Origin of the sequence: Xanthomonas sp. CFBP 8443 (assembly GCF_025666195.1) — a bacterium.
Classification (GTDB): domain Bacteria; phylum Pseudomonadota; class Gammaproteobacteria; order Xanthomonadales; family Xanthomonadaceae; genus Xanthomonas_A.
Window position 1 is genome coordinate 3,247,281 of record NZ_CP102592.1, and the last position, 12,561, is coordinate 3,259,841.

Annotated in this window: 7 protein-coding genes; 4 read left to right on the plus strand and 3 right to left on the minus strand. The window is 71.2% G+C overall.

What is annotated here, in order from left to right; translation table 11 throughout:
* Window positions 1-6: 6 nt before the first annotated feature.
* Window positions 7-336 carry a hypothetical protein gene (locus tag NUG20_RS13570; RefSeq protein WP_263394988.1) on the minus strand — a complete coding sequence of 110 codons (330 nt, stop codon included), beginning with the start codon at window positions 334-336 and terminating at the stop codon, window positions 7-9.
* A 159-nt stretch (window positions 337-495) separates the two neighbouring features.
* Here NUG20_RS13570 and NUG20_RS13575 point away from each other — a divergent pair, with 159 nt between their 5' ends.
* The 4 genes from NUG20_RS13575 (at window position 496) to NUG20_RS13590 (ending at window position 8,281) form a co-directional block, all read left to right on the plus strand.
* Window positions 496-1,356: a plasmid replication/partition related protein gene (locus NUG20_RS13575; RefSeq protein WP_263394989.1), complete on the plus strand. Its 861-nt coding sequence runs from the start codon at window positions 496-498 to the stop codon at window positions 1,354-1,356.
* 315 nt (window positions 1,357-1,671) lie between these two features.
* Window positions 1,672-2,913: a DUF445 domain-containing protein gene (locus NUG20_RS13580; protein WP_263398483.1), complete on the plus strand. Its 1,242-nt coding sequence runs from the start codon at window positions 1,672-1,674 to the stop codon at window positions 2,911-2,913.
* A 178-nt stretch (window positions 2,914-3,091) separates the two neighbouring features.
* Entirely contained in the window at window positions 3,092-7,180 is a 4,089-nt protein-coding gene (locus NUG20_RS13585; RefSeq protein WP_263394990.1) for a CHASE domain-containing hybrid sensor histidine kinase/response regulator, read from the plus strand.
* Between the two features lie 57 nt (window positions 7,181-7,237).
* A complete protein-coding gene (locus NUG20_RS13590) occupies window positions 7,238-8,281 on the plus strand; it encodes an HD domain-containing phosphohydrolase (protein ID WP_263394991.1) in 1,044 nt (347 codons plus the stop codon).
* Window positions 8,282-8,427: 146 nt separating this feature from the next.
* On the opposite strand, the gene rlmKL is transcribed toward NUG20_RS13590, so the two are convergent.
* Both rlmKL and NUG20_RS13600 read right to left on the minus strand, forming a co-directional pair.
* A complete protein-coding gene (rlmKL, locus tag NUG20_RS13595; protein WP_263394992.1) occupies window positions 8,428-10,608 on the minus strand; it encodes a bifunctional 23S rRNA (guanine(2069)-N(7))-methyltransferase RlmK/23S rRNA (guanine(2445)-N(2))-methyltransferase RlmL in 2,181 nt (726 codons plus the stop codon).
* Between the two features lie 202 nt (window positions 10,609-10,810).
* A complete protein-coding gene (locus NUG20_RS13600; protein ID WP_263394993.1) occupies window positions 10,811-12,424 on the minus strand; it encodes an ATP-binding cassette domain-containing protein in 1,614 nt (537 codons plus the stop codon).
* Window positions 12,425-12,561: the final 137 nt, after the last annotated feature.

Here is a 12,561-nt window from a genome sequence, read left to right on the forward strand (position 1 = left end):
CGCCCGCTAGGCGTCGCCACCGCGCAGCAACACCGCCGCCGCGATGAGCACCGACAGCACCAGCATCACCAGCCATCCCCAGCGCTGGTGGAACGGGATCGGCACGGCCTGCAGCAGGCCCTCGGCGCTGGCCTGGTTCAGCAGCCAACCGTGATGGCACACCGGGCACACCAGCTGGTACTGCTTTTCGCGGACCCATCCGAACAGGTGGTAGAAGTGCCCGTACGAATAGCGCAGGCGCATCGCGAACGCGCGCTCCTGTTCGCAGCGCGGGCAGAACTGGCGCTCCTCCATGCCACAGGCGACGTCGCGCTCGCCCCAGCCCCACAAGATCATCGTCGCGTCCCCATCGGCCGGGCCGCGATCCCCCGATCGCCAGGCCGTGCGGATTCTGTGCCTGGTCCGGCATAGCGTCAACGGCCGCACACCGCCCGGCGCGGATGCGCGCAAGTCTCTACAATGCCGCCCCCTGTCGCAATGCCGTGCCCTGCCCCGATGAACATCGTCGTCAACGAAGACCTCAAGGCCTACATCGATCCGCTCACCGCCGACGAATACGCGGCGCTGGAGCGCAGTCTGCTCGCCGAGGGCTGCCGCGATGCGCTGGTGCTGTGGGGCGAGATCCTGGTCGACGGGCACAACCGCTACGGCATCTGCCAGAAACACGGGCTGCCGTTCCAGACCGTGCAGAACACCCGTTTCCAGTCGCTGCAGGACGTGCACCTGTGGATGATCGACCAGCACCTGGGCCGGCGCAGCGTGTCCGATTTCCAGCGCGGCGTGCTGGCGCTGCGCAAGCGCGAGATCCTGGCCGAGCGCCGCAGCCGCGCCGCCGCGCCGACCGCGGCGTCCGCCGACGGCACTGAAGCGACGACCGACGCGCACGACGACGCCGCGCCCTGGGCCGATGCGCCGTCCGCCGGCGAGACCGGCGCGCGCAGCGAAGCGGTGCCGGCGCCGTTGAGCCGTGCCGACCTGGCGCGCGCCGCGCGACTCAGCAACAGCCAGGTGGTGCAGATCGAGAAGATCCAGAAGCAGGCCACCGCCGAAGTGGTGGAAGCGGTGAAGTCCGGCGCGATCTCGATCAACGCTGCCGCCGCGGTGGCCGGCCTGCCGGAGGAGGAACAGCGCGCCGCGGCCAGGGCCGGCAAGGACGAGCTCAAGCAGGCGGCCAAGCGCGCCCGAGAGTCCAAACGCAAGCCGCGCGAAACCCCGGCCGAGCAGGACGGCGATGGCGACGCGGTGCAAGGCGACGCGGAACTGGCCGCGCTGCGTCTGCGCGTGGCCGAACTGGACGCCGAGAACCGGGCGCTGCGCGAGGAACTGGCGGCGTTGCGGGCGCAGTTGCAGGACTGATCCGGCACTGGCCCGCCACGCATCGGGCCCGTGCGCTGCACGTGCAGGAGGGACTCCCGTCGCGAGGCTTGTTCCGGCAATACCGCGTCGGGACTGAAGTCCCTCCCACAGGGATGCCGCCCGCCCCACGGAGACGCCACGCACATCGATGACATGTGCAAGGCCATCGTTCTTACACACTTGCCGTACGACACGCCAACCACCCTCGCCCGGCGATGAAATCCGCCTAACCCGCCGCTGCGTACACTGGCCGGCATGAGCGTTTCCTCCGCCCCGTCGATGCCGCCCGATCCGCGCCGCGCGCAGCTGCGGCGCATGAAGCTGCTGGCCGCGCTGTTGCTGCTGGCGATGCTGGCCGGCTTCCTGCTCAGCCACGTCATGGGCATGCACGGCGCCTGGGCCTGGATCGGCGCGTTCTGCGAGGCGGCCACGGTCGGCGCGCTGGCCGACTGGTTCGCGGTGGTGGCGCTGTTCCGGCATCCGCTGGGGTTGCCGATCCCGCACACCGCGATCATCCCGCACGGCAAGACCCGCATCGCCGACAGCCTGGCGGTGTTCGTGCGCGATCATTTCCTGGAGCCGGCGACGCTGCTGTCCAAGCTCAGCGCGTTCGACCCCGCCGCGCGGCTGGGCCAGTGGCTGGCCGAACCGGTGCAGGCCGGCAAGCTGGCCGAACTGGCGCGCGGTTGGGCGCTGCAGGCACTGGACCTGCTCGACGAGGCCGCGGTGCGGCGTCGCATCCACGGCTTCGTGGTCGCGCGCCTGCACGAATGGAACGCCGCCGCGACCGCCGGCGAGATCCTCGGCCTGCTCACCGCCGACGGCCGCCACCAGGCCCTGCTCGACGAAGCGCTGACCCGGCTCGGCCGGCACCTGGACGACGCGGCGGTCAAGCAGCGGGTGTCGGCGATGATCGTCAAGTACGCGCGCCGCGAATGGCCCAAGCTGGTCGGCACGGTGGAATGGGTCAAGCCGGTGGAAGGCATCGCCGACACCCTCGCCGAACGCCTGGCGCATGCGTTGCTGGACGAACTGCAGGACGTGCTGTCGCAGCCGCAGCATCCGCTGCGCCAGGACTACGAGCGCTGGCTCGGCGGCTACGTGCAGCGCCTGCGCAACGACCCGGCCACCGCCGACAAGCTGCAGGCGATGAAGCAGCGCCTGATCGAGCACCCCGGCGTGCAGGACTACGTGCAGGGCCTGTGGGAGCAGATCCACGCCAGCCTGCGCGAGGACCTGTCGCGCAGCGACGGTGTGCTGGTGCAGCATTTGCAACGCTCGCTGGGCGCGCTCGGGCAGTCGCTGGCCCAGGACAGCGCGCTGCGCGACGCGCTCAACCAGCACCTGCTGGGCGGCGCGGAGAAACTGACCCAGCGCCTGCGCAGCGGCGTCACCGAGCACATCGCGCAGACCGTGAAAGGCTGGGACGAGCGCCACCTGGTGGAGCAGCTGGAGCTGAGCGTGGGCCGCGACCTGCAGTACATCCGCTTCAACGGCACCCTGGTCGGCGGCTTGATCGGGCTCGCGCTCCACGCAGCCGTCACGCTGATTCCATGATGGTCTGAACCGTTGCCCCAGCCCTGCATGGGGGCTGGTGCGGCGGCAACGATCGCGCTAGCGTGGTCCGCACGGTCGGGGCAGGACCGGCGCTGCAATCGTGAAGGCCGATATCCCGTATAAGCGGAAGGACGGCGATGCCTGCGCATCGCCAGCGTTCGCCAAAGGAAAGGGGCTCATGTCGAAGAACCACTGGACACCCGCTGCCGGCCCTGCGCGTTTGGCGCGCATCGCCGCCCTGGCAGTGCTGGTGCTCGGGTTGCTGGCCGCGGCATTGATCGCACGCGGCCTGCAGCAACGCAATCTGCAGCAGGCCCGCGACCGCTTCCAGGAGCTGACCAGCCACGCCACCGGCGAACTGCAGCAACGCATGAACGTCTACGAACACGGCCTGCGCGGCGCGCGCGGTGCGGTGATCGCCGCCGGCGGCGACCGCATCACGCGCGAACGCTTCACACGCTACAGCGATTCGCGCGAGTACCGGCGCGAATTCCCCGGCGTGCGCGGCTTCGGCTATATCCGCCGGGTGGCGCGCAGCGAGGAGGCCGCGTTCCTGCAGCAGGCGCGTGCCGACGGGGCGCCGTCGCTGCAGATCGGCCAGCTGGCGCCGCACGACGGCGACCGCTTCGTGATCCTGTATATCCAGCCGGTGCGCGCCAACAATCCCGCGCAGGGCTTCGACATCGCCTCCGAGCCGACGCGGCGCGCGGCGGCGATCGCCGCGGCGCGCTCGGGCAAGCCGACCCTCACCGCACCGATCCGCCTGGTGCAGAGTCCCGGGGTCGGCAACAGTGGGTTCCTGCTGTTGCTGCCGATCTACCGCGAAGACCTGCCGTTGCAGACCCCGGAGCAACGTTGGCAGGCCACCACCGGCTGGGCCTATGCGCCGCTCAATATTGCCGAAGTGCTGGTGTCGTCCCCCAACCATGCCCACGACTTGCTGCTGACCCTGGCCGACAGCGAGAACAGCACGCAGCCGTTCTATCGCGGTGCCGCCGCGGGGGCGCCGGTCGCGGGCTTGCGCGCCGAGCGCAGCCTGCCGGTCTACGGACGGCGCTGGCTGCTCAGCGCACAGGCCACGCCGGGCTTCGTCCGCTCGCTCAACCAGACCTCGCCGCTGCTGGTCGGCGGCCTGGTCGGCGGCATCTCCCTGCTGCTCGCCGCGCTGCTGTACCTATATCTGACCGGCCGCCATCGGCGCGACCTGATCCTGCGCGAGCAGAGCCAGTTGGCTTCGCTGGTCGGCGGAACCAGCGAAGCGATCGTGGCCGAAGATCTGCACGGCCGCATCACCCACTGGAATCCGGCCGCCGAACGCATCTTCGGCCACACCCCGGGCCAGGCCATCGGCCAGCCGCTGCAGGACCTGCTGGGTACGCAGGTGCGCGATTCCACCGGCAACGACACGCAGGTGCGTGAACTGCGCCATCGCGACGGCCACGTGGTCAGCGCGCTGGCCAGCGCCTCGCCGATCCTGGACACCGACGGCGACGTCGTCGGCCACTCGCACCTGCTGCACGACGTCTCCGAACGGGTGCGCGCCGAGGCGCGGGTGCTGGAGCTCAACGCCACCCTGGAACAGCAGGTGGCGCAGCGCACCAGCGAACTGGTCACCTACTCGGCGCTGCAGCGCACGATCCTGGCCAACGCCGGCTACGCGATCGTGGCCACCGACCCGGACGGCACCATCACCCTGTTCAACCCCGCCGCCGAGACCATGCTCGGCTACGCCGCGCACGAGATGATCGGACGCAAGGCCACCGGCCTGTTCCTGGATCCGGAGCAGTTGGCCAGCCGCGCCGAGCACATGGCCGCGCAATCGGGCATGGCGGTGGTGCCGGCGTTCGAGTCGGTGGCCGCGCTGTCCACGCTGGGGCGCAGCGATACCCGCGAGTGGACCTACGTCAGCAAGGACGGCCGCCCGTTCCCGGTGCTGCTGACGCTGAGCACGCTGCGCGACGACAACGACCAGGTGATCGGCTACCTCGGCATCGCGGTCGACCTGACCGAGCAGAAGCGCCACGAGCGCGAACTGCGCCTGGCGATCGACGCGGCGGAAACCGCCAACCAGTCCAAGAGCGATTTCCTGGCCAACATGAGCCACGAGATCCGCACGCCGATGAACGCGATCCTGGGCATGCTGTACCTGCTGCAGCACAGCGAGCTGCCGCAGGCGGCCAAGGACATGATCCAGAAGATCGATACCTCGGCGCGCTCGCTGCTGGAGATCATCAACGACATCCTCGACTTCTCCAAGATCGAATCCGGGCGCATCGACCTGGAATCGGAACCGTTCGACCTGAACCAGTTGCTGGAGAACATCGCCGCGCTGATGACCTCGGCGATCAGCGCCAAGCCGGTGGAGATGATCGTCGAGCCGCTGCCGGCCGGCTGCCGCTGGCTGCGCGGCGATGCGCTGCGCCTGAACCAGGTGCTGATCAACCTGGTCGGCAACGCCATCAAGTTCACCGAGCAGGGCGAAGTGGCGCTGTCGGTGCGCAGCTTCCCCAGCCCCGAGCCCGGCAAGGTCAAACTGTTCTTCTCGGTGCGCGACACCGGCATCGGCATCGCGCGCGAGAAGCAGAGCCTGATCTTCTCGCCGTTCCTGCAGGCCGACACCTCCACCAGCCGCCGCTACGGCGGCAGCGGCCTGGGCCTGACCATCAGCCGGCGCCTGGTGGAACTGATGGGCGGCCAGCTCGAGGTGCAGAGCACGCCCGGGCTGGGCAGCGATTTCTATTTCGCGATCAGCTTCGCGGTGCTGCCGGCGCCGGCCGCCGAGGTGGAGCACCCGGAGGCGCGCCGGGTGCTGATCGCCGACGACCACGACCTGGTGCGCAACAACCTGGCCAGCATCGCCAGCGGTTTCGGCTGGCAGGTGGAAGCGGTGTCCAGCGGGACCGCGGCGGTCGCCGCGGCCGGCCCGGAACGCGACAGCTTCGACGTGATCCTGCTCGACTGGCGCATGCCCGACCTGGACGGGCTGAGCGTGGCGCAGCGCATCCGCGCGCAATCGGCGCCTGACCGGCAACCGATCATCGTCATGGTCACCGCCTACGAGCGCCGCCTGCTGGAGGAACAGCAGCACGCGCCCAGCGACGTGGACGCGGTGATGACCAAGCCGGTCACCGCCTCGGCGCTGTACCGCACCATCGCCACGCTGCTGGCGCGGCGCCGCGGCGATGGCCCCGCGCCCTTGCTCAGCGGCGACGGCACCCCGCGCCTGGCCGGCGCGCGGCTGCTGGTGGTCGACGACAGCGAGATCAATTGCGAGGTCGCACAGCGCATCCTCGAGGGCGAAGGCGCGCAGGTGGAACTGGCGCACGACGGCGAGCAGGCGCTGCAACGGCTGCGGCGCGATCCCAGCCGCTTCCATCTGGTGCTGATGGACGTGCAGATGCCGACCCTGGACGGCTACGAGGCCACCCGCCTGCTGCGCGAGGACCCGCGCCTGGCCCACCTGCCGGTGATCGCGCTGACCGCCGGCGCCTACCGCCAGCAGCAGGACCTGGCCCTGTCCAGCGGCATGAACGGCTTCATCGCCAAGCCCTTCCAGGTCGAAGAGCTGATCGCGGTGATCCGCCAGTTCCTGCCGCTGCGCATGCCGCTGCCGCTCGAGCCGCCACCGCCAGCGGTCGCTGCCGAGGTCTGGCCCGACGCCGACCCGCAGCTGCTCGACGCCGACCAGGCGCGGCGCCTGTGGACCGAACGCGCGCCCTACCAGCGCTACCTGCTGAAGCTGCTGCAGGAGAACCCCGATCCGGCGGCGATGCTGCGCACGCTGCTGACCCCGGAGGCGCCGGCAGCGGCGATCTCCTACGTGCACAAGCTGCGCGGCTCGGCCGGTTCGCTGGCGCTGCCGGCGCTGGTCGCGGCCAGCGCCGCGCTGGAGGAACGACTGAGCGATGCGCCGGCCCAGGCCGGCGCGGCGATCGCGGCGCTGGGCACGGCCATGGCCGCCACCGCCGCGGCGATCCAGCGCTTCGTGGCCGAGGCCGAGGCCGCCGCCGCGCAGGCGCCGCCGGCCGCTCCCGCCGCGGATGTCGGCGAGAGCGCAGCGTCCCCGGTCCTGCTGCAACAGCAACTGCAGCAACTGCTGCAGGCCCTGGACAGCGACGACCCGGACCGCGTCGAGCGGGTGCTGCACGGCCTGGCGCCGTCGCTGCCGGCGGCGATGACGGCGGAACTGCTGCACCTGGTGGAAAGCTTTTCCTTCCGCGAGGCCGAAACTAAAGTCAGGCGCTGGCAGGCCGATGCAAACCAATAGCATCCGCCGCTGCGCCCCAGTCCGGGCGCCGCGGCGTGCACACGACAAGGAACCACGATGGCCCACCCTCCGATCCTGTGCGTAGACGACGAAGCCAGCAACCTGGCGCTGATCCGGCAGATCCTGCGCGAGGACTACGCGCTGACCTTCGCCAAGAACGGCGCCGAAGCCTTGCGCGCGGTGGTCAAGCACCGCCCCGCGCTGATCCTGCTCGACGTCGACCTGCCCGATCTGGACGGCTACACCATCGCCCGCACGCTCAAGCAGGATCCGCGCACCGCGGCGATCCCGATCATCTTCGTCACCGGCAAGGACAAGGACGCCGACGAGAGCATCGGCTTCGAGGCCGGCGGCGTGGACTACATCACCAAGCCCTATTCGCCGAGCATCCTGCGCGCGCGGGTGCGCACCCACCTGTCGCTGGTCAGCGCCGCCAGCCTGGCCAGCAGCCACCGCGACGCGATCCGCATGCTGGGCATGGCCGGCCACTACAGCGACTCGGACACCGGCACCCACATCTGGCGCATGGCCGCCTACGCGCGCGCGCTGGCGGTGGCCGCCGGCTGGTCGAGCGAGGACGCCAGCCTGCTCGAGCAGGCCGCGCCGATGCACGACACCGGCAAGATCGGCATCCCCGACGCGGTGCTGAAAAAGCCCGGGCCGCTGGATACGGAGGAATGGCGGGTGATGAAGCGGCATCCGCAGATCGGCTACGACATCCTCAGCCGCAGCGGCGCACCGCTGTTCCGGCTCGCCGCCGAAGTCGCGCTGTACCACCACGAGCATTGGGACGGCAGCGGCTACCCGGCCGGTCTGGCCGGCGAACGCATTCCCGAATCGGCGCGGATCGTGGCCGTGGCCGACGTGTTCGACGCGCTGACCACGCAGCGCCCGTACAAGGAGGCGTGGCCGCTGGCCAAGGTGATGGAGCTGTTCCAGCAACAGGCCGGCAGCCAGTTCGAGCCGCGCCTGGTGGCGCTGTTCACCGCGATCCTGCCGCAGATCCTGCAGATCCAGGACTACTGGAGCGAACGCGACTCGGGCGAGGACGTGCAGCCGCGTCCGGCCATCCAGGCCGCGGCGCGGCACAGCGACAGCTGAGCCGCAGAGCACACTGTGGGAGCGACTTCAGTCGCGACGGGCTTTATCGGTAATGCCCGTCGCGACTGAAGTCGCTCCCACAAAAACGCCCCTACGGCCAACAGCGCCCGGATCGGGCCGCCGCAGCAAGCGGCACCAGCCTGCCCTCAGCGCCGCTGCAAGCGCCAGGCGCGATGGATGCGCGGGTTGCGCTCGAAATCCGGCGCGATGGTCTGCGCGGTGATCTCCTCGCACGATGCGAATTCGGCCAGCGCGTTCTCGTCCAGCTTGAAGCGGCGGAAGTTGTTGGAGAAGTACAGCACGCCGTCGGGCATCAGCCGCGCCACCGCCGCGCGCAGCAGCCGCACGTGCTCGCGCTGGATGTCGAAGTCCTCCGCGCGCGCGGAGTTGGAGAAGGTCGGTGGGTCGCAGAAGATCACGTCGTAGCGGTTCTTCTCCGCCTCCAGCCAGGTCAGCGCGTCGGCCTGCACCAGCCGGTGCTGGGCGCCGCCCTTGCCGTTGAACGCCAGGTTGTCGGCGCACCACTGCAGGTAGGTCCCGGACAGGTCCACGCTGGTGGTGGAATCGGCGCCGGCCACCGCCGCCTGCACGCTGGCCACGCCGGTGTAGCAGAACAGGTTGAGGAAGCGCTTGCCGCGCGCCTGCTGCGCCATCGCCCCGCGCAGCGGGCGGTGGTCCAGGAACAGGCCGGTGTCCAGGTAGTCGAACAGGTTGACCCGCAGCAAGGCGCCGTGCTCGCGCACCACCAGGAACTCGCCGCGCTGCTCGAAACGGCCGTACTTGCTGCCGCCCTTGCCGCGCTCGCGCGACTTCAGCGCCACCCGCTCGGCCGGGACCTCGAACACCTCGCGCGCGGCGGCCAGCAACTCGTTGCGGCGGCGGCGCACGTCGGCATCGGGAATCTCTTCGGGCGCGGCGTATTCCTGCACGTGCAGGTAGGTACGCGCCTGGCCGCCGTCCTCCTGGTACACGTCGATCGCCGCCGCGTACTCGGGCAGGTCGGCGTCGTAGGCGCGGAAGCAGCTGACCTGCTCGCGCGCGCGCCAGGTCTTGAACTTGCGCAGGTTCTTGCGCAGCCGGTTGGCGACCATCTGCGCGCCGTCGCTGAGCGCGCGCGGCGCCTCGGCCGGCTCGCGCTGCGCGACCGCGATCGGGTCGCAGACGATCAGCGGGCATTCCAGCGCGCCGTTGAACATCTGGTATTTCTTGGCCGCGCGCAGGCCGGTGGCATAGGCCAGGTCGGCATTGCCGCACAGCAGGCTGGCCCGCCACTGCGGCACCGCGCGCTTGAGCGCCTCACCCAGGCGCCGGTACAGCGCGGTGTCGGCGGCCAGGCGCTCGTCGTAGGGCGGGTTGCACACCACCGTGCCCAGCGCCTGCGCTGGCGTGCGCAGGTCGGCGACGTCGCGCACCTCGAACACGATCGCCGCGGCGACGCCGGCCGCCTGCGCGTTCTCGCGCGCGGCGCGGATCGCGTGCGGGTCGATGTCGCCGCCATGGATCACCGGCCGCAACGCGGCGCGGCCAGCCGCTTCGCGCTGCCGCGCCTCGGCCAGCAGGGCGCGCCAGGCGTCCTGGTCGAAGCCCAGCCAGCGGCTCGGCGCCACGCTGAACCCGAGTGGGCCGGCGTCGCCGCGGCGTGCGGCGGCCAGATCGCCGCGCAACAGCCCCGGGGCCACGTCGGCGGCCATCAGCGCGCCTTCGATCAGCAGCGTGCCGCTGCCGCACATCGGATCCAGCAACCCGCCGCCCTGCGCGTACAGCTGCGGCCATTGCCCGCGCAACAGCACCGCCGCGGCCAGGTTCTCCTTCAGCGGCGCTTCGTTCTGCGCCTGGCGCCAGCCGCGCCGGTGCAGCGAACCGCCGCCCAGGTCCACCGACAGCGTGGCGCGGCCCTTGCGCAGCGACAGGTTCAGTCGCAGATCCGGATCCTCCACGTCCACCGACGGCCGTTCCAGGCCTTCGCCACGCAGCGTGTCCACCACCGCATCCTTGACCCGCTGCGCGGCGTAGCGCGCATGCGTGATCGCGGTCCCGGACACGTGCGCGTCCACCGCCAGGGTGTGCTGCGAAGTCAGGTGCTCGCGCCACGGCAGCGCGGCGACGCCGGCGTACAGCGCGGTCTCGTCGGGGCAATCGAACTCGTCCAGCGGCCACAGCACGCGGCTGGCCAGGCGCGACCACAGCACGGCGCGCTGCGCATCGCGCAGCTCGCCCTCGCTATTGACCCCGGACACGGTGGCGGTGACCTTGGCCACGCCGAGCGCGAGCAGCTCGTCGACGAGCAGGTATTCCAGGCCCTTGGCGCAGGAGACGAAGAATTTCACGGGAATGCGGACCACACGAAGAAGGAGGAATGCACGGGCGGACACTCGGCCCGCTCCGCGCGTATCGCGGCAGCGCGGCCTGCGACAGGCGGGCGGCGGCAACGGACGGGAAGACGCGAATGGTCGGCCATCGCGCCCGCCATTACCAGCCCGGGGCCGCGCCATGCCCTGGCGTGGGCCACCCCTGGCGCGCGGCCCACGCTCACCACGGCGCCAGCCGCCAGCCGTCGGGATCGGCCTGCAGGCGCGTGTCCAGGCGCAGGTCGTCGAGGAACCCGGCATCGTGCGAGACCACCAGCAAGGCGCCCGGGTACTGCAGCAGCACCTGCCGCAGCGCCTCGCGCGCGTCCAGGTCCAGGTGGTTGTCCGGCTCGTCCAGCAGCAGCAACTGCGCCGGCGGATCGCGGTAGAACGCGCAGGCCAGCGCCGCCTTCAGCCGCTCGCCGCCGCTGAGCCGGCCGCTGGGCACGCCGATGCGCTGCGCGTCCAGGCCGAGCAGGGCCAGCCGCGTGCGCAGCTCGGCGACGTCGGCGACGGCATTGGCCGCCTGCACCTGCGCCAGCACCGGCCGTGCCGGGTCGAGCAACTGCAACGACTGGTCCAGGTAGGCGCTCGGCACCGACACGTCGCAGCGCCCGGCCCGCGGCGCGAGCTGGCCGTCGAGCACCCGCAACAGGGTCGATTTGCCGCTGCCGTTGGGCCCGACCACGCCGATCCGCTGCCGGCCGCCGATGCGCAGGTCCAGCGCGGCGCGCGTGGCCGTGGCGTACGGCAGCCGCAGGCCGTGCAGGTCGGCGACCCGGCGCGTGGCCACCGCGGCCGGCGATGGCGCGAACAACGCGATCGGCGCGGCGGCGTCGACCTCGCTCGCTGCCGCGCGCACCTGTGCGGACAGCCGCGTGTGCGCAGCGGCCAGCTGCTGCCGCTGTTTGCCGGCGCTGTGCTCGCTGCGCTGCTTCTGCGCGCCGAGCAGGATCGGCGCCTGGTTGGCGTCCTGCGCCTGGCGGCGGCCGTGCGCGCTGCGCCGCTGCTGGCGCGCCTGCTGCTCGCGCAACGCATCCCCGTGGCGGCGCCGCTCGTGCCTGCAGCGTTCCAGGTCGGCCAGCGCGTGCTGTTGCTCCTGCGCCTTGCACTGCGCGTAGAACGCGTAGTCGCCGCCGTAGTCGCGCAGGCCCAGCGACGACAGCTCCACGGTGCGCTGCATGTCCTGCAACAGCGCGCGATCGTGACTGACCACCAGCAGCCCGTTCGGCCAGCGTCGCAGTTGCTGCTGCAGCTGCTGGCGCTGCGGACGGTCGAGATGGTTGCTCGGTTCGTCCAGGATCAGCACATCCGCATCGGACAGCCAGGCGCCGAGGAGCGCCACGCGCATCGCCTCGCCGCCGCTGAGTTCGGCCGCCGGCCGCCGCGCGGTCACATGGCCGAGTCCGCACAGTTCCAGTTCGGCGCGCAGGCGCTGGGCGATGTCCCAGCGCTCGCCAAGCGTGTCGAAGTCGGCCGGATCGGCGCTACCGGCCTCGATCCGCGCCAGTGCGTCCAGCGCCGGACGCACCCCGGCCAGCGAGGCCACCGTGTCGCCGGCGGCGCGCACGATCTGCTGCGGCAGGTAATGGATGCGGCCATGCCGGCGGCAGCGCCCGGCGCTCGGCGCCAGCTGGCCGGCGAGCAGGCGCGCGAACACGCTCTTGCCGACGCCGTTGCGGCCGACCAGGCCGGTGCGCCGCGCATCGAGCACGAAATCGAGATCGGAAAACAGGGTCCTGCCGTCGGGCAGGACATACGACGCGCGTTGCAGCGCGAGCAGGGGATGCGTCATGGGACCTCCAGGGATGCCGGTCGCGCCCGCCGGGTTCGGCAGGAACGGACAAGGCCGTCGAAGACGGCGGCATCACTGGCGCATCGGAGGAATCCTCGGCTAGCTCACTAATCTGAGCCAGGATGGTAACCCGCGTG

Coding starts and splice junctions, on each gene's coding strand:
- NUG20_RS13570 (WP_263394988.1), bottom strand. CDS start 336: ATGATCTTGTGGGGCTGGGGCGAGCGCGACGTCGCCTGTGGCATGGAG.
- NUG20_RS13600 (WP_263394993.1), bottom strand. CDS start 12,424: ATGACGCATCCCCTGCTCGCGCTGCAACGCGCGTCGTATGTCCTGCCC.
- NUG20_RS13580 (WP_263398483.1), top strand. CDS start 1,672: ATGAAGCTGCTGGCCGCGCTGTTGCTGCTGGCGATGCTGGCCGGCTTC.
- NUG20_RS13585 (WP_263394990.1), top strand. CDS start 3,092: ATGTCGAAGAACCACTGGACACCCGCTGCCGGCCCTGCGCGTTTGGCG.
- NUG20_RS13575 (WP_263394989.1), top strand. CDS start 496: ATGAACATCGTCGTCAACGAAGACCTCAAGGCCTACATCGATCCGCTC.
- NUG20_RS13590 (WP_263394991.1), top strand. CDS start 7,238: ATGGCCCACCCTCCGATCCTGTGCGTAGACGACGAAGCCAGCAACCTG.